Source organism: Acidovorax sp. GW823-FHT05D11 (assembly GCF_058795695.1).
This window is the reverse complement of record NZ_CM179502.1, coordinates 400177-418387: the sequence shown is the minus strand read 5'-3', so window position 1 is coordinate 418387 and position 18211 is coordinate 400177. Positions and strand designations below refer to the sequence as shown.

17 protein-coding genes are annotated in these 18211 nt (G+C 69.2%); 8 read left to right on the top strand and 9 right to left on the bottom strand.

The genetic code is table 11. The features are described from left to right. Positions 1 to 32 precede the first annotated feature (32 nt). From AC3RCE_RS01930 to AC3RCE_RS01915, 4 genes are all read right to left on the bottom strand, one after another. Positions 33 to 740 (bottom strand): ABC-type transport auxiliary lipoprotein family protein, encoded by a 708-nt coding sequence (locus AC3RCE_RS01930; RefSeq protein WP_218339111.1) that lies wholly within the window; start codon positions 738 to 740, stop codon positions 33 to 35. Between the two features lie 9 nt (positions 741 to 749). Next, entirely contained in the window at positions 750 to 1715 is a 966-nt protein-coding gene (locus tag AC3RCE_RS01925; protein WP_218296684.1) for an MlaD family protein, read from the bottom strand. Continuing rightward, a complete protein-coding gene (locus AC3RCE_RS01920; protein ID WP_369641139.1) occupies positions 1715 to 2575 on the bottom strand; it encodes an ABC transporter ATP-binding protein in 861 nt (286 codons plus the stop codon). Before AC3RCE_RS01920 ends, AC3RCE_RS01925 begins: the two co-directional genes overlap by 1 nt. Positions 2576 to 2794: 219 nt before the next feature. Further along, the gene (locus tag AC3RCE_RS01915) at positions 2795 to 3922 is read right to left on the bottom strand and encodes an MlaE family ABC transporter permease (protein WP_218339113.1); all 1128 of its coding nucleotides are present in this window, start codon (positions 3920 to 3922) and stop codon (positions 2795 to 2797) included. 275 nt (positions 3923 to 4197) lie between these two features. On the opposite strand from AC3RCE_RS01915, the gene AC3RCE_RS01910 reads away from it, so the two are divergent. After that, complete coding sequence (locus AC3RCE_RS01910) at positions 4198 to 5877, top strand: GMC family oxidoreductase (RefSeq protein WP_369641138.1); 1680 nt, start codon at positions 4198 to 4200, stop codon at positions 5875 to 5877. Positions 5878 to 5897: 20 nt separating this feature from the next. Then, on the top strand, positions 5898 to 6248 hold the full coding sequence (locus AC3RCE_RS01905) for an antibiotic biosynthesis monooxygenase family protein (protein ID WP_369641137.1): 351 nt from the start codon (positions 5898 to 5900) through the stop codon (positions 6246 to 6248). 42 nt (positions 6249 to 6290) lie between these two features. On the opposite strand, the gene AC3RCE_RS01900 is transcribed toward AC3RCE_RS01905, so the two are convergent. Then, positions 6291 to 6623 carry a hypothetical protein gene (locus AC3RCE_RS01900; RefSeq protein ID WP_218296679.1) on the bottom strand — a complete coding sequence of 111 codons (333 nt, stop codon included), beginning with the start codon at positions 6621 to 6623 and terminating at the stop codon, positions 6291 to 6293. A gap of 173 nt (positions 6624 to 6796) precedes the next feature. Then, positions 6797 to 8152 carry an ammonium transporter gene (locus AC3RCE_RS01895; RefSeq protein ID WP_218339116.1) on the bottom strand — a complete coding sequence of 452 codons (1356 nt, stop codon included), beginning with the start codon at positions 8150 to 8152 and terminating at the stop codon, positions 6797 to 6799. Positions 8153 to 8517: 365 nt separating this feature from the next. Between AC3RCE_RS01895 and AC3RCE_RS01890 the strand changes: the two genes are divergently transcribed. The 6 genes from AC3RCE_RS01890 to AC3RCE_RS01865 all read left to right on the top strand — a co-directional run bounded on the left by AC3RCE_RS01890 (position 8518) and on the right by AC3RCE_RS01865 (position 14411). After that, positions 8518 to 9276 (top strand): sulfite exporter TauE/SafE family protein, encoded by a 759-nt coding sequence (locus AC3RCE_RS01890; RefSeq protein ID WP_492254400.1) that lies wholly within the window; start codon positions 8518 to 8520, stop codon positions 9274 to 9276. A gap of 365 nt (positions 9277 to 9641) precedes the next feature. Continuing rightward, complete coding sequence (locus tag AC3RCE_RS01885) at positions 9642 to 10403, top strand: ABC transporter substrate-binding protein (protein WP_492254399.1); 762 nt, start codon at positions 9642 to 9644, stop codon at positions 10401 to 10403. Positions 10404 to 10437: 34 nt separating this feature from the next. Next, on the top strand, positions 10438 to 11220 hold the full coding sequence (locus AC3RCE_RS01880; RefSeq protein WP_218296675.1) for an amino acid ABC transporter permease: 783 nt from the start codon (positions 10438 to 10440) through the stop codon (positions 11218 to 11220). Beyond that, positions 11217 to 11963: an amino acid ABC transporter ATP-binding protein gene (locus tag AC3RCE_RS01875; RefSeq protein WP_218296674.1), complete on the top strand. Its 747-nt coding sequence runs from the start codon at positions 11217 to 11219 to the stop codon at positions 11961 to 11963. The genes AC3RCE_RS01880 and AC3RCE_RS01875 overlap by 4 nt, the downstream gene beginning before the upstream one ends. Positions 11964 to 12009: 46 nt before the next feature. Further along, positions 12010 to 13305: a DcaP family trimeric outer membrane transporter gene (locus AC3RCE_RS01870; protein ID WP_218296673.1), complete on the top strand. Its 1296-nt coding sequence runs from the start codon at positions 12010 to 12012 to the stop codon at positions 13303 to 13305. Positions 13306 to 13520: 215 nt separating this feature from the next. Next, a complete protein-coding gene (locus AC3RCE_RS01865; protein WP_218296672.1) occupies positions 13521 to 14411 on the top strand; it encodes a DMT family transporter in 891 nt (296 codons plus the stop codon). 130 nt (positions 14412 to 14541) lie between these two features. Here the strand turns inward: AC3RCE_RS01865 and mrdA are convergent, their stop codons facing one another. The 3 genes from mrdA to mreC form a co-directional block, all read right to left on the bottom strand. Then, positions 14542 to 16482: a penicillin-binding protein 2 gene (gene mrdA, locus AC3RCE_RS01860; RefSeq protein ID WP_369641136.1), complete on the bottom strand. Its 1941-nt coding sequence runs from the start codon at positions 16480 to 16482 to the stop codon at positions 14542 to 14544. Between the two features lie 124 nt (positions 16483 to 16606). Next, positions 16607 to 17125: a rod shape-determining protein MreD gene (mreD, locus tag AC3RCE_RS01855; RefSeq protein WP_218296670.1), complete on the bottom strand. Its 519-nt coding sequence runs from the start codon at positions 17123 to 17125 to the stop codon at positions 16607 to 16609. Between the two features lie 82 nt (positions 17126 to 17207). Beyond that, positions 17208 to 18131, bottom strand: coding sequence for a rod shape-determining protein MreC (gene mreC, locus AC3RCE_RS01850; RefSeq protein ID WP_492254398.1), 924 nt, complete (start codon positions 18129 to 18131; stop codon positions 17208 to 17210). Between the last annotated feature and the right edge of the window lie 80 nt (positions 18132 to 18211).

Below are 18211 nucleotides of genomic sequence, written 5' to 3'. Positions count from 1 at the left end.
GCACGGGCGGGGACCGGGGTGCCCCCGGCAGCTCAGTTCGTGCGCTGCGTCACCTGTTCCAGCCAGTCCGCCAGCTCCTGGGCGACCTGTGTGGAGGCCTCCGCCAGGGCCTTCACGCCGCCGGCCGCGTCGGCGCTGGGCGCCGGGGTGCGCACGATGAACACACGCTGGCCGCGCAGCGACTCGCCCGCCAGCGTCAGGTCCACCACCGTGGCACGCAGGCGCACCACGCCAGCGCTTTCGGTGGGGCTGGCGAAGAGGTGGCTGAATTCCTCCAGCTCCACGCGCAGCACCGGGGGCAGCCGGCCGCCCTGGCTGGCGTCGCGCGCCTGGGCCGCACCGTCGTCGGCCTTGAGGATGGCGCGCCGCTGGCCCAGCTGCTCGCGCAGCCGCTGCTGCAGCAGCTGGGCGGGGGGCTGGCTCCAGCGGGCCTGGCTGTAGGGGCGCAGCTGCTGGGCGTCGGCATAGCCCAGGCGGTAGAGCACGGCATTGCTGCCCTCGGGCAGGCCGGGCGCCTCCACGTCGGCCAGGGCCAGGGGCTGCAGCGGTGCCCGGCGGTCGGCCGGCGCCGGGGCCACCGGGCCGGGGCCAAAGTCGTACAGCACGGGGCGCGAGGGCGGGCTGGGCAGGGCCGAGCAGCCGGCCAGGCCGATCACCACCACCAGAACCATGCCGCCCAGCAGGCCGCCAGCGCTTTTCGGGAAGGCGCCGGCAGCTATGTTTTTAATAGTACTTTTCATGAACACTCCTCACGGTGCCGCAAAGCCGGGCTCGCCGGGGCCGGGCGGTATGCGGCCGGACCCATAGATGAACAGCTGCGGGTTGTCGGTGACGCCGCCCGCCGTGCGGCCGAGCTGGCGGGCCGCGCGCGACGTGTCGTCGGCGGCGCGGTTCAGGCGCGGCAGCGTGGAGGCGCCGAACTGGTCGGCCGCGCGGGCGAGGGACTGCGTGCCGATGGTGATCTGGTCGATGGGGCCGCCCTCCGCGCCCAGGCGCTGGGTGGTCTTGCTGACGTCGGCGGCCAGGGACGTCACGCTGGCGCCGGCCTGCTGCAGCGACTGCAGCGTCTTGCGCGCGTCGCTGGCCAGCGGCGGCAGCGCTGCCAGGGCCGGGTCCAGCCGCTGCGCGACGGTGGCATCGAGCCGCTGGGTCAGGGTGTTGACGCTGCCCGCGGCCTGGCCGATGTTGGCGAGGGCTTCGGTGAGCTTTTGCTGGTTGGTGTCGCCCAGCAGCTGGTTGATGCGGCGCGTGGCCTCCTCCACCTGCGCCAGGATGGCCGGCGCCTGCTCGGCGAGCTTGCCAAACGGCGAGGGCTTGAGCGGCAGGCGGGGCAGCCCGCTGGGGCCGGGCGGCAGTTCGGGATAGGGCTTGTCGGCGTCGTCCAGCTGCACATGGGCCAGGCCCGTGACGCCCTGGTAGCCCAGCACGGCGAAGGTGGTGGGGCTGATGGGCGCCTGTTCGTTGACGGCGATGCGGATCAGCACGTTGCCGGTGACCTGGGGGTCGAACCCGATGCGCGTGACCTTGCCCACGGCCACGCCCTTGTAGCGGACGGTGGCCTGGGGCTGCAGGCCGCTCACGCCGTCCTTGGTGGACAGCTCGTACTGCTCGTAGTTGGCGTTGTCGCGCGTGAGCCAGATGGCCAGGCCCGCCAGCATGGCGGCCACCACCAGCACGAAGATGCCTGCGGCGAGGGCGTGTGATTTGTTTTCCATCAGGGATGTTCCTTGTCTGGCGGGGAGGCGGCCGGCCGCGCCGCCGCCGGTACCGGGGCCATGGCGCGCTGGCCGCGTTCGCCCATGAAGAAGTGCTCGATGAAGGGGTGCCTGAAATGCGCGACCTCGTGCGGCGGGCCGGTGACGATGACCTTCTTGTCGGCCAGCACGGCCACGCGGGTGCTGAGCGCGAACAGCGTGTCCAGATCGTGCGTGACCATGACCACCGTGAGCCCGAGCGCGGCGCGCAGCTCGCGCAGCAGCGCGCAGAAATCGTCGGAGCTGCTCGGGTCCAGCCCGGCGGTGGGTTCGTCGAGCAGCAGCAGCGGCGGGTCCATGATGAGCGCGCGCGCCAGCGCCACGCGCTTGACCATGCCGCCCGACAGGTCGGCCGGCATGCGGCTGGCGTGCTCGGGCTTGAGGCCCACCATCTGCAGCTTGACCAGCGCGGCATCGCGCACCAGGTCGTCGGGCAGGGTGCCCTGCTCGCGCAGCGCGAAGGCCACGTTGTCGAGCACGTTGAAGGCCGAGAACAGCGCGCCGTGCTGGAACAGCATGCCCACGCGGCTGGCCGCGCCCTCGCGCCCCATCTCGGACGCCGGCCGCCCCAGCACCGTGACCGTGCCGCGCGCCGGCCTGGCCAGCCCCAGGATCTGGCGCAGCAGTACCGTCTTGCCCGTGCCCGAGCCCCCCACCAGCGACAGCATCTCGCCGCGCTGCACGGTGAAGTTCAGGTCCTGGTGCACGGTGAAGGCTTCGTCGCCCTTGCCGAACACCGTCCACAGGCCCTGCACGTCCACGATGGGCGGCTCGCCCGGCGCGACTGCGATGTGCTCGGGCTTGGCGATGCGCTCAGCCATGGCCACGCTCCGGTAGAAACTGGCGCGGCGCAATACCCGTGCCACCGTGGAACTGGCTTTGCCAGGCCACGGGTGGCGTCCCCCCTTGGGGGGAAGACGCGAAGCGGCTCAGGGGGGGCTTCACATGCGGGTGCTGGCGGCGTCCCCCTTCCCGAGCTGCGCAGCAGTTCGGGAGAAGGGGGAAGCGGCGAAGCCGCTCAGGGGGAAGCCACCTCATCTTCATATTCCGATGTTCTTGAAGGCCACCGCGAACAAGGCGTCCACGATGATGACCATGGTGATCGACGTGACCACCGAGGCCGTGGTGCCCTCGCCCAGGCTCTGGGTGTTGGGTTTCACGCGCAGCCCCCAGTGGCAGCCGATGAGCGCGATGAAGGCGCCGAACACCACCGACTTGGCCATGGCGAGCCCCAGGTTGCCCACCTTCACCGCCGCGGGCAGGGCCTGCACGAAATACGCGGGCGAGATGTCCATGGAGATGTCGGCCGCCAGCATGCCCCCGGCCAGCGCGGCCAGCGTGGTCCACACGCTGATGAGCGGCATGGCCAGCGCCAGCGCCAGCGTGCGCGGCATCACCAGCCGGAAGCCGTGCGGTATGCCCATGACGCGCATGGCATCGAGTTCCTCGGTCACGCGCATCACGCCGATCTGCGCGGTGATGGCCGAGCCCGAGCGCCCCGCCACCAGGATGGCCGCCAGCATGGGGCCCAGCTCGCGGATGAGCGAGATGCCCAGGATGTTGACGATGAACGACTCGGCCCCGAACTGGCGCAGCTGCAGGCTCATCAGGTAGGCCAGCACCACGCCGATCAGAAATCCCACCAGCGCCGTGATGGGCAGCGCCGTGGCGCCCATGCGGTACAGGTGGCCCGACACGTCGCGCCACGGCCCCCGGCGCGGCGCGCGCGCCAGGCGGCCCAGGTCGAGCAGCAGCTGCCCCACCATTTCGAGCATGTGCCGCGCATGGCTGAGGCCGTGCAGCACCAGCACGCCCAGATGGTCCGCCTGCTCGGCCAGGCGCCAGGGCTCCCGGGCCGGCGGGGTGGCCGTGGTGAACTCCGCCACGCGCTCCAGCATGTCGCGCTGGCCGTCGGTACAGGCCAGTTGCGCCGGCCAGGCCCGCTGCCAGTGGTTCCACACCAGCTGCGCGCCCACGTGGTCCAGCCACTGCAGCTGCGTCAGGTCCCAGCCCAGCCCGGGCGCGGGGGGGCTGGCGCGCAGCTGCTCGCAGACCGCCTCCCACTGCGACCGTGTGCCCAGTTCGGCCGCGCCCCAGCGCCCATGCAGTTGCGCACTCGCCCCCTGGGGCGTGTCGGCGCGAACAATGCGAGGTGCGTGGTCGGTCATGGACTGGGCGGCGCGGCCGCCAAGAGGGAAAGAGAGGGTGCATGGTAGCGGAGCCACGCACAGGCGGCGCGTAGGATTTACGCCCGCCCGCACGGGCCGCCAAGCACAGGCCGGCCGGGGCCGCGTGAAATTAATATCAAACAGGCCTCCAGCGCTTTGACATCAAGCGCTTCAAGCTACATATTTAGTAGCAATAGGCACTGACCCTCTCGACACGCGTGGTGCCATCCGCACAATGGCCCTCCGTCCCAACCCTTGCACCGCACCGCCTGCCCATGAGCGACCACACCACGTTTGACACCATCATCATCGGCGGAGGCACCGCCGGCGCCCTGCTGTGCAACCGCCTGAGCGCCGACGGCCGCCACCGCGTGCTGCTGATCGAAGCAGGCCGCAAGGACGACTACCACTGGATCCATATCCCCGTCGGCTATCTCTACTGCATCGGCAACCCGCGCACCGACTGGCTCTACAACACCGAGCCCGACGCGGGCCTGAACGGCCGCACCCTGCGCTACCCGCGCGGCAAGACGCTGGGCGGCTGCAGCAGCATCAACGGCATGATCTACATGCGCGGCCAGGCGCGCGACTACGACCAGTGGGCCGAGCTGACCGGCGACGCCAGCTGGCGCTGGGAGAACGCCCTGCCCTACTTCCGCCGCCACGAGGACCACTGGCGCCTGGACCAGCCCGATGGCGTGAATGAAAATTTCAAGCGCCTGCACGGCAACAAGGCCACGGGCAGCTCCGGCGAGTGGCGCGTGGAAAAGCAGCGCCTGCGCTGGGACGTGCTGGACGCCTTCGCCCAGGCCGCGCAGCAGGCCGGCATCCCCGCCACCGACGATTTCAACGGCGGCAGCAACGAGGGCGTGGGCTACTTCGAGGTCAACCAGAAAAGCGGCTGGCGCTGGAACACCGCCAAGGCCTTCCTGCGGCCCACCTGCTACGGCCGCCCCAACTTCGAGATGTGGACCAGCGCGCAGGCCGCCAAGCTCCTCATCGAGACGCAGCCCGACGGCAGCAAGCGCTGCACGGGCGTGTTGGTGTGGGACGGGCATGAGATGGTCACGGCCCGCGCCACGGGCGAGGTCATCCTGAGCGCCGGTGCCGTCAACTCGCCGCAGCTGCTGCAGCTCTCGGGCATCGGCCCCTCCGCGCTGCTGCGCCAGCACGGCATCGACGTGGTGCACGACCTGCCCGGCGTGGGCGCCAACCTGCAGGACCATCTGCAGATCCGCGCGGTGTTCAAGGTGGGCGGCGTGCCCACGCTCAACACCATGGCCAGCTCGCTCTGGGGCAAGGCCAAGATCGGGCTCGAATACGCGACCAAACGCAGCGGCCCCATGAGCATGGCGCCCTCGCAGCTGGGCGCCTTCACGCGCAGCAGCGCCGACCAGCCCTGGCCGAACATCGAGTACCACGTGCAGCCGCTGTCGCTCGACGCGTTTGGCGAGCCGCTGCACAGCTTTCCGGCCTTCACGGCCAGCGTGTGCAACCTCAACCCCACGAGCCGGGGCACGGTGAACATCAAGAACGCCGACTTCAAGGCCGCACCGGCCATCGCGCCCAACTACCTGAGCACCGCCGAAGACCGCCAGGTGGCGGCCGACAGCCTGCGCGTCACGCGCCGCATCGTGGCCCAGCCCGCGCTGGCCAAGTACCGGCCCGAGGAATGGAAGCCCGGCGTGCAGTTCGAGAGCGACGAGGACCTGGCGCGCCTGGCCGGCGACATCGCCACCACCATCTTCCACCCCGTGGGCACGACGAAGATGGGGCGGGATGATGACCCGATGGCCGTGCTGGACTCGCAACTGCGCGTGCGCGGCATTGCGGGCCTGCGGGTGGTGGATGCGGGGGCCATGCCCACCATCACCAGCGGCAACACCAACTCGCCCACCCTGATGCTGGCCGAGAAGGCGGCGGAGTGGATCATCCAGGCGCGGCGCACGGCATAGGCGTGGGTACCATCGCGCCCATGTACTCCTCCACCTTCATCTTCGCCACCAAACAGTTCGACGACGCCTTCCACCGCCTGGACGAGGCGATTGCCACCGCCGCCCGCTCCATCGACGGCTACCTGGGCGAGGAATCGTGGGAGGACACGGGCAAGGGCCTGGTGTCCAACGTGTACTACTGGCAGTCGCTCGAGGCCCTGCAGGCATTGATGCAGCACCCCGCCCACCTGAAGGCCAAGGCGGCGCAAGCGCAGTGGCTCAACGGCTACCAGGTCGTGATTGCGCAGGTGCTGCGCACCTATGGCGACGACAAGCTGGCCGGGCTGCTGCCCACGGCGGGCCTGTTCGTGCAGGGCGCGGCAGCGCACTGATATGGATCCCGCCCACGCGCGGGCCCCACGGCCGCGGCGCGGTCAGCGGATTCCCCCGACATACCGGGGCACCTCGGGCGCGGGCTCCGGCGGGGGCGGCGCCATGCGCTGGCGCACCGCCTGGGTGGCCACATCCAGCAAGGGGCGGCGCGGGGCGGCCGGTGGCGCGGCATGGATGGCCTGGTCCAGGCGGTCCGCCCATTCGGTGAGTTCGGGCGCGTTGTCCTCCTGCGCGCGCTGGCGCGCGAACCGCACGATCTCCAGCGCGTACTCGGCGTTGGCCGCCATCCACTCGGTGTCGGTCACGCGCCCCGTCTTGCGGCGCAGCAGCACATGCAGGTGGGCGGCAATGGCGAGCTTGTCGGAATCGGGCATGGTCGGCTCCTTACTGCATTTCAGTCATCCATTGCGCTGCGCACAACCCGCGGCGAATGAAACCGGTGCGGCCCAGGCGCGGGCCGCCGCGCTGGCTGCGCCCCCCGGCCCGCATTGCGCGGCGGTGCGAGAGCGGGGGAAGGCCCGCAGGGCCTCGGGAGAGCGGGCTTCATTCAGCCGCCCAGGTGTTCGCGGTGCTGGGCGATGTCGAGCCCGGTCTGCTCGCTCTGCGCATCCACGCGCACGCCCATCGCAAAATTGATGATCCACAGCAGCGCGGCCGTCACCACCAGGCTGTAGGCCATCACGGCGCCCACCCCGATGGCCTGGGTGAGCAGGCTGCCCTGCACGCCCCCCACGGTCTTGCTAGCCAGCACCCCCGTGAGCAGCGAGCCCACGATGCCGCCAATGCCATGCACGCCAAACACATCCAGCGAATCGTCGGCACGCAGCAGGCGCTTGAGCCCCGTGGCCCCCCAGTAGCACGCCAGCCCGGCCACCAGGCCAATCACCACCGCCGAGCGCAGCGTGACGAAGCCTGCGGCGGGCGTGATCGCCACGAGCCCCGCGACCAGACCCGAGCACAGCCCCAGCAGCGAAGGGCGCCCGCGCACCACCCACTCGCCCAGCATCCAGGACAGCGCACCAGCGGCGGCGGCCAGGTGCGTGACCGCCATGGCCAGGCCCGCCCGGCCATCGGCCGCCACGGCCGAGCCCGCGTTGAAGCCGAACCAGCCCACCCACAGCAGGCCCGCGCCCGCCATGGTGAGCCCCAGGTTGTAGGGCTCGAAGGGCTCGCGGCCATAGCCCGTGCGGCGGCCCAGGAACCACGCGCACACCAGCCCCGCCACGCCCGCGTTCACGTGCACCACGGAGCCCCCGGCGAAATCCAGCGCGCCCATCCGCGCCAGCCAGCCCCCCGGCTCCCACACCCAGTGCGCCACCGGGGCATAGACCAGCAAGGTCCACAGGCCGATGAAGATCAGCATGGCGGAAAACCGCATGCGCTCGACGAACGCGCCCACCAGGAGCGCGGCCGTGATGATGGCGAAGGTGAGCTGGAACATGGCGTACACCGATTCGGGAATGTGCGGCGCGACATGGCTCACGGCGAGCTTGCCGCCCGCCAGGTCGAAGTCCAGCCCCGTGAACCCCGCGCGCTCCCAGCCGCCCACCCAGGCGTTGCCGGGCGTGAACGCCAGCGAGTAGCCCGCCCCGAACCACAGCAGGCTGACCAGCGCCGCGATGGCGACCACGCTGGCCATGGTATTGAGCACATTCTTCTTGCGCACCATGCCCGCGTAGAACAGGGCAATGCCGGGCAGCGTCATCAGCAGCACGAGCGCCGTGGAGGTCATCATCCAGGCGGTGTCCGCCGCGCTGACGGCGCCGTGCGCCACCAGGCCAGGGCGCGCCAGGGGCGCGGCGGGGGCCGCCGCCACCTCGGGCACGGCCTGCGCCAGCGCGCTGGCGCACAGCCCCAGACCCAACGACACGACCGCGATGAACCGGTGGTTGACTGCCCGCATGAAGGCTCCCTTTCGCAAATTGTTACAAGCGCATTGCATGAGCCGTGCCAACCCGCGAACCCCGATTCGTGGCCCCGCGCGCGGTTTTCCCGCCCCACAACGGGGGCGGGAAACCCCCAATGCACCAGCGGGGTGCAGCCGTTACAGTTGCGGCACTCGAAAGCGCGCTTCGGTGTGCCAAGCGAGGGGCCCGAGGAGACATCCTTTCTACCAATAACCAAATTTCAAGCACCCAACGAGGTGCGTTTTTTTTCAGGCGCTGGCGATCCCAGCGCCTTTTTCTTGCCCGTTCGTCGCCGGGCCCGGTGCGCTGGTCTCTGTATCTGTTCCTAAATCCATAGCAGGCTGGGTGCGAAAATACTGCGATGGAATGGATTTTTATTACCCTGGCCTCGCTGCTCGCGGGCTTCGTGGACGCCATCGTGGGTGGCGGCGGGCTGGTGATGGTGCCGGCGCTGTTCGCGGCTTTTCCGGGGGCGCCACCGGCCACGCTGCTGGGCACCAACAAGGCCGCCTCGGTGTGGGGCACGGCCATGGCCACCTGGCAGTACAGCCGCCGCGTGCAGATCCGCTGGCCGGCGATGCTGCCGGCCGCGGCGGCCGGTTTCGCCGGCTCGTTCGCCGGCGCCTGGGCGGTGACGGTGATGTCGGCCGACTTCCTGCGCAAGCTGCTGCCCCTGGTGCTGCTGGGCGTGCTGGCCTACACGCTGGCCAAGAAGGAACTGGGGCGGCACCATGCGCCGCGCTTCGCGGGCCGCGCCGAAGTGCTGGCGGCCTGCCTGATCGGCGTGCTGATCGGTTTCTACGACGGGTTCTTCGGCCCGGGCACCGGCAGCTTCTTCGTCTTCCTGTTCGTGCGGCTGCTCGGCTACGACTTTCTCAATGCCTCGGCCTCGGCCAAGCTGCTCAATTGCGCCACCAATGTCGCCGCCATCGTGCTGTTTGCCGCCAAGGGCCACGTCTGGTGGCACTTCGCGGTGACGCTGGCCGTGGCCAACGTCGTGGGCAGCCTGCTGGGCACGCACCTGGCGCTCAAGCACGGCACGGGTTTCGTGCGCGGCATCTTCATCGTGGTGGTGAGCACGCTGATCCTCAAGACGGGGTACGACGCGTTTCTTCGGTAACCCCCTGAGTCGCCTTCGGCGCCTTCCCCCTGAAGGGGGACGCCCCCAGCGCGGCGGGGCGGCCCTTGCGCGGGGGCACTGGTCTGGCTCGCACCGGTAGCGCCGACCTCGCCCTGTAGACGGAGCCGTAGCGCCTGCGTCCGGTTGGGGACACCGCTCTAAACCTGTTGTGAATTGGCACACAACGGGGCTTTGAGGGTTGTCCGCAGGCCCAAGGAAAAAATTCGCATATTTATAATCGTTACTACTTGATGACGGCAGGCTTCGCGTTTCGCGATGCCTGTGCATCCGATCCACCAGCCTCCGGCCTGCTACCCGCATGCCGGATTTTTTGTACCTGAAATACCCCCGACAGGACCCATCCCATGAAATTGTTCAAGGCTGTTGCCACCGCCCTCGCGCTCTGCGCCGCATTCGCCGCCCAGGCCCGCACGCTGGACGAGGTCAAGAAGGACGGCAAGATCCTCATCGCGACCGAGGGGCAGTTCGCTCCGTTCAATTTCTTCAACGGCACCACGCTGACCGGCTTCGAGGTGGAGACGGCCGAACTGGTGGCCAAGAAGATGGGCCTCGCGATCCAGTGGAAGACCCTGGGTTTCGATGCGCTGCTCACCGGCCTGCGCCAGGACCGCTGGGACCTGGTGATCGCCTCGCACGGCATCACCGAAGAGCGCGCCAAGGCCGTCACCTTCACCGACCCGCACTACTGCTCGGGCGGCATGATCATCGCCATGGATCCCGCCATCAAGAGCGCCAAGGACCTGGCGGGCAAGGTGGTGGCCGTGCAGACCGGCACCAGCTACCTCGAGAACGTGCAGAAGGTCTCGTCCATCAAGGAAATGAAGAACTTCCCCACCGACGTGGATGCCCGCAGCGCGCTGAACTCGCGCCGCGTGGACGCCTGGGTGACCGACCGCTTCGTGGCCAAGGCCGTGGCAGAAAAGAACCCCGGCGCCGGCTTCAAGCTCGGCGACATGCTGTTCATCGAGCGCATCGCCGCCGCCGTGGCCAAGGGCAACAGCTCGCTGGCCGCCGGCTGGAACAAGGCGCTGGCCGAAGTCATGGCCGACGGCAGCTATGCCGCGCTGTCCAAGAAGTATTTCAACGAAGACGTCCGCTGCCAGTAAGCACGACCCGCATGTAGTCACAGGGGTCTTTTTCATGCTCACCGCCTTTTGGCCGCAGCGCTGGAGCCGCCAGCAGCGCAGCAACGCCACGCTCGTCTCGGCCGTCATCCTGATGGTGCTGGTGCTGGCACTGCTCGGCAAGCTGCTGTCCTTCCTGCCCGAGCCCATCGGCCCCAACGCCCAGGCGTTCTCCGACGGCGCGCGCACCACCCTGTGGCTCACGCTGATCAGCGGCAGCGTCGGGCTGGTGCTGGGAACCGCCGCCGCGCTCGCCCGCACCGCGCGTTTTGCCGCCGTGCGCTGGGTGGCCAGCTTCTACATCTGGGTCATCCGCGGCACGCCGCTGCTGGTGCAGATCCTGTTCGTGTACTTCGCGCTGCCGGTGCTGGTGCCGGGCCTGAACCTGCCCGACTTCGCGGCCGCCGTGCTGGCGCTGGGCCTGAACGTGGGCGCCTACAACGCCGAGGCCATCCGCGCCGGGCTGCTGGCCGTGCCGCGCGGCCAGACCGAGGCCGCCAAGGCCCTGGGCCTGGGCCGCATGCATGTGTTCCTGGACGTGGTGTTTCCACAGGCCTTCAAGATATCGCTGCCGCCGCTGGTCAGCAACTTCGTGGCGCTGCTCAAGGACTCGTCGCTGGCCTACGCCATCGGCGTGGTGGAGCTGACCAACGTGGGCAACCGCATCCAGTCGGCCACGTTCCAGCCCATTGCCACGCTGTCCACCGTGGCCATCACCTACCTGCTGCTGACCACCCTGGTCACGCAGATCTCGAACGCGGTGGAATACCGCTTCGACGTGGAAGGCCGCAACCAATGACACGCCAGGCCACACCCTTCATCGTGGTGGACCGGGTCTGCAAGTCGTTCGGCGCCCACCAGGTGCTGCGCGATGTGTCCACCGTGTTCAACACCGGCGAGGTCACCGTGATCATCGGCGCCTCGGGCTCCGGCAAGAGCACGCTGCTGCGCGCCATCAACCGGCTCGAACCCCATGACTCCGGCCGCATCACCATCGGCGGCGAGGAAGTCACCGACGACCTGGCCACGCTGCAAAAGCAGCGCAGCGAGGTCGGCATGGTGTTCCAGCAGTTCAACCTGTTCGGCCACATGAGCGTGCTGGACAACGTGACCCTGGCTCCCCGCCGCATCCGCCGCACGCCGCGGGCCCAGGCAAACGAGCAGGCGATGGCCTTGCTGCGCCGCGTGGGCATGCAGGACCACGCGCACAAGTACCCCTGGCAGCTGTCGGGCGGCCAGCAGCAGCGCGTGGCCATCGCCCGCGCGCTGGCGATGCAGCCGCAGGTGATGCTGTTCGACGAGCCCACCTCGGCCCTGGACCCGGAGATGGTGCAGGAGGTGCTCGACGTGATGCGCGAGCTGGCCCGTGGCGGCATGACCATGATCGTGGTGACCCACGAGATGGGCTTCGCCCGCGAGGTGGCCGACCGCGTGATGTTCTTCGACCAGGGGCGCATCGCCCACGACGCCACGCCCGCCGAATTCTTCAACAACCCCGCCAACGACCGAATCCGCGCCTTCATCGGCCGCATGAGCGCCTGAGATCCAGGCCCATGCAATGCCATTACCAGCCCCTACCGGAGTGACCATGAAACTGAACCCCACGTTCCTCGCCCTGCTGGCCGCCGGCCTGTGCAGCCTGCCACCCGCCGCGTTCGCGCAGTCCGCCAAGGACTTCGAAGAGATGCGCAACGAGCTCAAGGCCCTGCGCGCCGAGCTCAACCAGCTCAAGGCCCAGCAGGCCCAGGCGCCTGCCGCGCCCGCCGCGTCGGCATCGGCCTGGAACGACCGCATCGAGGCCGTGGAACTCAAGCAGAAGGACGCCGTGGTGCTGGGCGACATTCCGGGCAGCTTCCGCCTGCCGGGCAGCGAGACCTCGATCCGCGTGTACGGCTTTGCCGAGGCCAACATGGTCAAGGACTTCAAGGGCACGGCGCCCGGCGACACCTTCACCAACCTGATGGAGCAGCCCCTGGGCGACAGCCGCCACGGCAAGAGCAGCCTGACGGCGCAGACCTCGCGCTTCGGCTTCGAGACCTCCACGCCCACCTCCATCGGCACCTTCAACACCAAGATCGAGGCCGACTTCTACGCCTACTGCGGTGCCGAGTGCAACCGCAACCGCCTGCGCCTGCGCCACGCCTACGGCGAGTACGCCGGCTGGCTGATCGGCCAGACCTGGTCGACCTTCATGGACGTGGACAACCTGCCCGAGACCGTGGACTTCAACGGCCCACCCGGCGCCACCTTCCGCCGCCCTGCCCAGGTGCGCTACACCTACAACAACCCGGACCTGGCCAAGTTCCAGTTCGCGGTGGAAGAGCCCACCGACGGCGCCAAGAGCCTGAACTTCGTGGCCCGCGTGGACAAGGCCTTCGACTGGGGCAACATCAACGCCCGCCTGCTCTCGCACGAGCAGCGCGTGGACGGCATCGGCAAGCGCGGCACCGGCTTCGGCCTGGGCGCGGGCTACAAGATCACCGGCACCACCACGCTGATGGCGCAGTACACGCGCCTGGACGGCGACGGCGACGGCGCCTACCTGGTGGGCACCAACTACCCCGTGCTGGACGGCGGCACCGTGCGCCTGGACAAGTCGCACGGCGTGGTGCTGGGCCTGTCCAACGTGTTCAGCGAGAAGCTGCGCGGCACCGTGTCGCTGGGCATGGTCCGCTCGCGCCACAAGCTGGGCGACGCCTACGTGGACGCCTACGGCGCCGAAGGCAACCACAAGCTGTACCAATGGCATGCCGGCATGTACTACCTGCCCATCAAGAACGTGGAGCTGGGCGGCGAGCTGATCGGCGGCCGCCGCACGACGTTCGACGGCCAGCAGGGCGAGATGCTGCGCCTGAACCTGCAGGCACGCTATCTTTTTAATTGACACCCCCTGAGGCGCTGCGCGCCTTCACCCCTCTCTCTACGCGCTGCGCGCCAAGGGAGGGGGACGCCACCGGTGGCCTGGCAGAGCCAGTTCCGCGGCTACCTCGCTGAGGCCGCGCCAGTGCGACGGCAGCAGGTCGTGCGCAGGCGCTGCGAGGAAATCTTCTGCAAGTGGCTGGCCGGGGAACCGACCAGCCCTTTCTTGTTTTGGAGCCTATGAAACCCGAACGTCTGGGCCTGATTGCCCTGCTGGTGGTGACCGTGGTGTGGGGCACCACCTTCCCCGCCATGAAGCTGTTGTCCGCGCACCTCGATGCGCTGCAGATCATCTGGCTGCGGTTCGTGATCGCCCTGGTGGTGCTGGCCCCGCTGTGGTGGGGCATGCGGCGCCACGAGCGGCGGTGGGGCTGCGCGCTGGGGGTCCTGCTGTTCCTGGCGTTCTGGCTGCAGATCGAGGGGCTGGCGCGCACCAGCAGCAACCGCAATGCCTTCGTGACCGGGCTCAATGTGCTGGTGGTGCCATTGATTGCGATGGCGGCGCTGGGGCGCCGCTACGGCTGGCCGCTGTGGGCGGCGTGCGCCCTGGCCTGCACGGGCATGGCGCTGATGTTCCACGAGAACGAGCCCTGGAACCTGGGCGATACGCTGACGCTGGCGAGCACGGTGTTCTACGCCATCTACATCCTGGCGCTGGAGGAGTGCGCGCGCCGCACGGCGGCAAGCCCGCCGCGGGCCACGCGCATGGCGGCCGCGCAGGCGACCGTCATGGCGCTGGCTTCCACGTTCATGCTGCTGGGCCAGGGCGGCGGCATGGGCTGGCTGCACACCGCCGCGCAGTTGCCCGCCGATGCCTGGGTGGCGCTGCTGTACCTGGGCCTGCTGGCCAGCGTGGTGGTGGTCACGCTGCAGGCCTGGGGCCAGCAGCGGGTGGACGCCATGCGCAGCGCCATCGTGTTCGGGCTGGAGCCGGTATTCGCCGCGCTCACCGCCTGGGCCCTGCTCGGCGAGCGGCTGGGATGGGCGGGCCTGGGCGGCGCGGCGCTGATCGTGGCGGCGCTGGTGTTCAGCCAGCTTCAGCCACCGCCAGCGCGGGCGGCGGCGGCCTGAGGGCGGCCCGGCATCGGCCAGCGCCCAGCGCAGGCACCGGGTTCATTTCAAGAATGGCCGGCACCGCGATTCGATGCCGGATTGGGCTCCAGCGCCTATCTGTATTGCGCTAACAGCTATTGTTTTTATATCAAGGCGCCGCCACGGGCACATCCGCCGCCTTGCGCGGCTTGCCAATGGGAGCGCCGGCCTGGCCCTTTTGCACCGCCGCGATGTCTTCCTCGCTCGGGTAGTCCCCCATCAGCCAGTAGTCGAATACGCGGCGCGCGATGGGCGCCGCATGGGCCGCGCCAAACCCGGCGTTCTCGACAATCAGCGCCAGCGCTATCGTGGGCTGCTCTGCCGGGGCGAACGCCGCATACAGCGAGTGGTCGCGCTGGTGCTCTTCCAGCGCCTTCGCGTTGTACTTCACGTTCTGGCCCATGGTCACCGCCTGCGCCGTGCCGGTCTTGCCGCCGGAGGTGTACGGCGCCCCGGCAAACACGCGCGTGCCGGTGCCGCCCTTGTTCACGGCGACCATGGCATTGCGCACGATGTCCACGTTCCGGGGCAGATACCCCAGGTCTTCGCCGGGCGGCTGCACGATCTCGGTGACGACGCCCGTGACCGCGTTCTTCACGGCCTTGGCCATGTGCGGCCGGTAGCGGATGCCGCCGTTGGCCAGCGTGCCCTGCGCCAGCGCGAGCTGCAGCATGGTGAAGTTGTTGTAGCCCTGGCCGATGCCCAGGGACACGGTCTCGCCGGGAAACCAGCGCTTCATGTCCGGGCGCTTGTAGGCATTGCGTTTCCACTCCGTGCTGGGCAGCGTGCCCCGCACTTCGCCATTGAGGTCGATGCCGGTGGACTGCCCAAAGCCCAGCGGCTTCATGAAGTCATGGATGGCATCGACGCCCATGTCCACCGCCAGCGAGTAGAAGTAGGTGTTGCTCGACTGCTGGATGGCGCGGTGCATGTCCACACCGCCCAGCCCGCCCTCGTGGCTGCGGAAGGTGTGGCCGCCGAAGGTGTAGTACCCCGGATCGTTCACCACCAGGCTGGGCGAGCGCTTGCCCAGCTGCAGCGCGGCCAGCGCCATGAAGGGCTTGTAGGTGGAGCCTGGCGGGTACGTACCCCGCAGGGCCCGGTTCAGCAGCGGCTTGTCGATGGATTCGTTGAGCGCGGTCCAGTTCTCCACATCGATGCCTTCGACGAAAAGATTGGGGTCGAACGTGGGCTTGCTGACCAGGGCCAGGATCTCGCCGTTGCGCGGGTCGATGGCCACCAGCGCGCCACGGCGGGTGCCGTACAGCTCCTCGATGAGTTTCTGCAGCTTGATGTCGATGGACAGCATCACGCTGTCGCCGGGCGTGGCCGCGTGGCTGGAGAGCTTGCGCACCGCCCGCCCGCCCGCCGAGGTCTCCATCTGCTCGACCCCGGTGGCGCCGTGCAGCGCGGACTCGAAGCTCTGCTCGATCCCCAGCTTGCCGATGTATTCCGTGCCCCGGTAGTTGGCCTCGTCCTCGGAATCCTGGATGCGCGCCTTCTCGCTCTGGTTGATGCGGCCGATGTAGCCGATGGCATGGCTGGCCACGTCGCCCAGCGGGTAGTTGCGAAACAGGCGCGCCTTGATGTCCACCCCCGGGAAGCGGTAGCGCTGGGCCGTGAAGCGGGCCACTTCCTGGTCGGTCAGGCGCGTGCGGATGGGCAGCGATTCGAAGTTGCGCGACTCTTCCATGAGCCGCTTGAAGCGGCGGCGGTCGCGGCTCTGGATCTCCACCACCTTGGACAGCTCGTCGATGGTGTCGTCGAGCGTTCCCGCCCGCGAGGGCGTGATCTCCAGCGTATAGGCCGAATAGTTGGTGGCCAGCACCACGCCGTTGCGGTCCAGGATGAGGCCCCGGTTGGGCACGATGGGCACCACCGCCGTGCGGTTGCTCTCGGCCTGCGCCGCAAGGTCTTCGTGCCGGACCACCTGCAGGAACACCAGCCGGGCCGCGATGAGGCAGAACGCACAGAACACCAGGGCGCCGACGATCAGCGCCCGCACGCGAAAGCGCGAGGCATCGGCCTCGCTGCTGCGCACCTCGGTCATGCGGCAGCTCCATCGCGCCACGCCCCGAAGGCGTGCGCTGAAACCGGCGCGCGCCCGTCCCCCGGCCCGCAGCGCTGCGGGACAAGGGGGATGCGGCGCGGGCGCTCAGGAGGTTGCTTCATGGCTACAGAGGCCGGTTCTGGTCGCGGTCGGGAGGCCGGCGCTGCGGCGCCAGCAGCACCCAGCTGGCCAGCGGCCAGAGCAGGGCTTCGAGCACCGGCGCCAGAAAGCTCCACAGGCCCGGGAATATGCCCCCGGACGCCATCCGCAGCAAGAGCTCGATGGCATGGGCCAGAGCGAACAGGGGAAGCACCTGCAGGGCCTGCGACGGCACGCTGAACCACAGCAGGCGGCGGTGGATGGCGATGGCGCCAAACGACAGCACGGTGTAGGACAGCGCGTGCTGGCCCAGCAGCGCCGACTGGCTCACATCCATGCACAGGCCCAGCACGAAAGCCACGCCCATGCCAATGCGCAGGGGCTGGTGCACGCCCCAGAAGACCAGCAGCACCATCAGGACATCCGGCGTCCAGACAATGCGGCCCAGCGGCAGCATGTTGATGGCCAGCCCCGCAGCGAGGCTGGCGACGATGAAGACCGGATTGACCGGAAGCAGCAGCGGCTCGCCGCGCGGCATGATCATCGCGCACCTCCCCGCGGCAGCCACGGGCCATCGCGCAGGACGCGCGGCCCCACAAGGGCCATGGCAGGCACAGGCGATGCCCTCATCCCTTGCGCCCCCCGCGTTTCGCTGGCGCCGGGTGCGCGGGCTCCGGCCGCGGCAGCTCGTTGTCGGTCAGCGGCTTGAGCACCACCACATGGCGGGCGCCCTGCACCTGGGCCAGGGGCACGCAGTAGATGCGCGCGAAGGCGGAATCGGCCCTGCGCTCCACGCGCACCACCCGCGCCACGGGGAGCCCCGACGGGTACAGGCCATCCACGCCGCTGGTGGTCAGCAGATCGTCCTCCCGCACATCGGCGTTGGCGGGCATGAAGCGCAGCTCCATGCCGCCGCCATGCCCGGCCACCGGATCCCCATAGGCGACACCCCGCGCACCCGTGCGAATGTTGAGGACCGGAATGGCCTGGTCGCGGTCCACCAGCAGCGTGACCTCGCTCACGAGCGGAAAGACACGCGTCACCTGGCCGAGCACGCCCGCCTCATCCATCACGGGCGCGCCCATCTCCACGCCGCCCATCTGCCCCCGGTCGATGACCACGCGGCGCGTGTAGGGGTCGGCGGTGTCATAGATCACCTCGGCGGCCTGCGCGGGCGTCTCCAGGCGGCCGCGCAGCGCGAGCAGTTGCCGCAGCCGCTCGTTCTCCAGGGCCAGCTGCTCCGCCTGGTTGGCGCGCTGGCCCATCACGGTCATTTTCTTGCGCGCGGCGTCCAGTTCCTGCTGCGCGGTCTGCAGCGACTGGAAGTACCCGGAACCATGGCTTGCGAACTCCACCGGCTTGAGCATCAGCCACTGCACCGGGTAGAGCACGGTGGCAACCGCCTGGCGGAACGGCCCCGTGAGCTGGAAACGTGCATCGGCCACCATGAGGAACAGCGCCAGCGCGCTATAGACGGCCAGGCGCGAAAGGGCCGAAGGGCCCTGTTTGAAGAAAGGCGGAGCGCTGCGCTCGAGGGTACCCAGTGGCATCGTGCGCAGCGGTCAGGATCTGTCGCGTGGAGCCGGGGCCACGGACGCATGCTCAAAAAGCATTGGAGCGGGTGCAATCA

Bases quoted from the DNA above. Each gene is read 5' to 3' on its own strand.
- AC3RCE_RS01930 (WP_218339111.1), bottom strand. From the start codon at position 740: ATGAAAAGTACTATTAAAAACATAGCTGCCGGCGCCTTCCCGAAAAGC.
- AC3RCE_RS01925 (WP_218296684.1), bottom strand. From the start codon at position 1,715: ATGGAAAACAAATCACACGCCCTCGCCGCAGGCATCTTCGTGCTGGTG.
- AC3RCE_RS01920 (WP_369641139.1), bottom strand. From the start codon at position 2,575: ATGGCTGAGCGCATCGCCAAGCCCGAGCACATCGCAGTCGCGCCGGGC.
- AC3RCE_RS01915 (WP_218339113.1), bottom strand. From the start codon at position 3,922: ATGACCGACCACGCACCTCGCATTGTTCGCGCCGACACGCCCCAGGGG.
- AC3RCE_RS01910 (WP_369641138.1), top strand. From the start codon at position 4,198: ATGAGCGACCACACCACGTTTGACACCATCATCATCGGCGGAGGCACC.
- AC3RCE_RS01905 (WP_369641137.1), top strand. From the start codon at position 5,898: ATGTACTCCTCCACCTTCATCTTCGCCACCAAACAGTTCGACGACGCC.
- AC3RCE_RS01900 (WP_218296679.1), bottom strand. From the start codon at position 6,623: ATGCCCGATTCCGACAAGCTCGCCATTGCCGCCCACCTGCATGTGCTG.
- AC3RCE_RS01895 (WP_218339116.1), bottom strand. From the start codon at position 8,152: ATGCGGGCAGTCAACCACCGGTTCATCGCGGTCGTGTCGTTGGGTCTG.
- AC3RCE_RS01890 (WP_492254400.1), top strand. From the start codon at position 8,518: ATGGAATGGATTTTTATTACCCTGGCCTCGCTGCTCGCGGGCTTCGTG.
- AC3RCE_RS01885 (WP_492254399.1), top strand. From the start codon at position 9,642: ATGAAATTGTTCAAGGCTGTTGCCACCGCCCTCGCGCTCTGCGCCGCA.
- AC3RCE_RS01880 (WP_218296675.1), top strand. From the start codon at position 10,438: ATGCTCACCGCCTTTTGGCCGCAGCGCTGGAGCCGCCAGCAGCGCAGC.
- AC3RCE_RS01875 (WP_218296674.1), top strand. From the start codon at position 11,217: ATGACACGCCAGGCCACACCCTTCATCGTGGTGGACCGGGTCTGCAAG.
- AC3RCE_RS01870 (WP_218296673.1), top strand. From the start codon at position 12,010: ATGAAACTGAACCCCACGTTCCTCGCCCTGCTGGCCGCCGGCCTGTGC.
- AC3RCE_RS01865 (WP_218296672.1), top strand. From the start codon at position 13,521: ATGAAACCCGAACGTCTGGGCCTGATTGCCCTGCTGGTGGTGACCGTG.
- mrdA (WP_369641136.1), bottom strand. From the start codon at position 16,482: ATGACCGAGGTGCGCAGCAGCGAGGCCGATGCCTCGCGCTTTCGCGTG.
- mreD (WP_218296670.1), bottom strand. From the start codon at position 17,125: ATGATCATGCCGCGCGGCGAGCCGCTGCTGCTTCCGGTCAATCCGGTC.
- mreC (WP_492254398.1), bottom strand. From the start codon at position 18,131: ATGCCACTGGGTACCCTCGAGCGCAGCGCTCCGCCTTTCTTCAAACAG.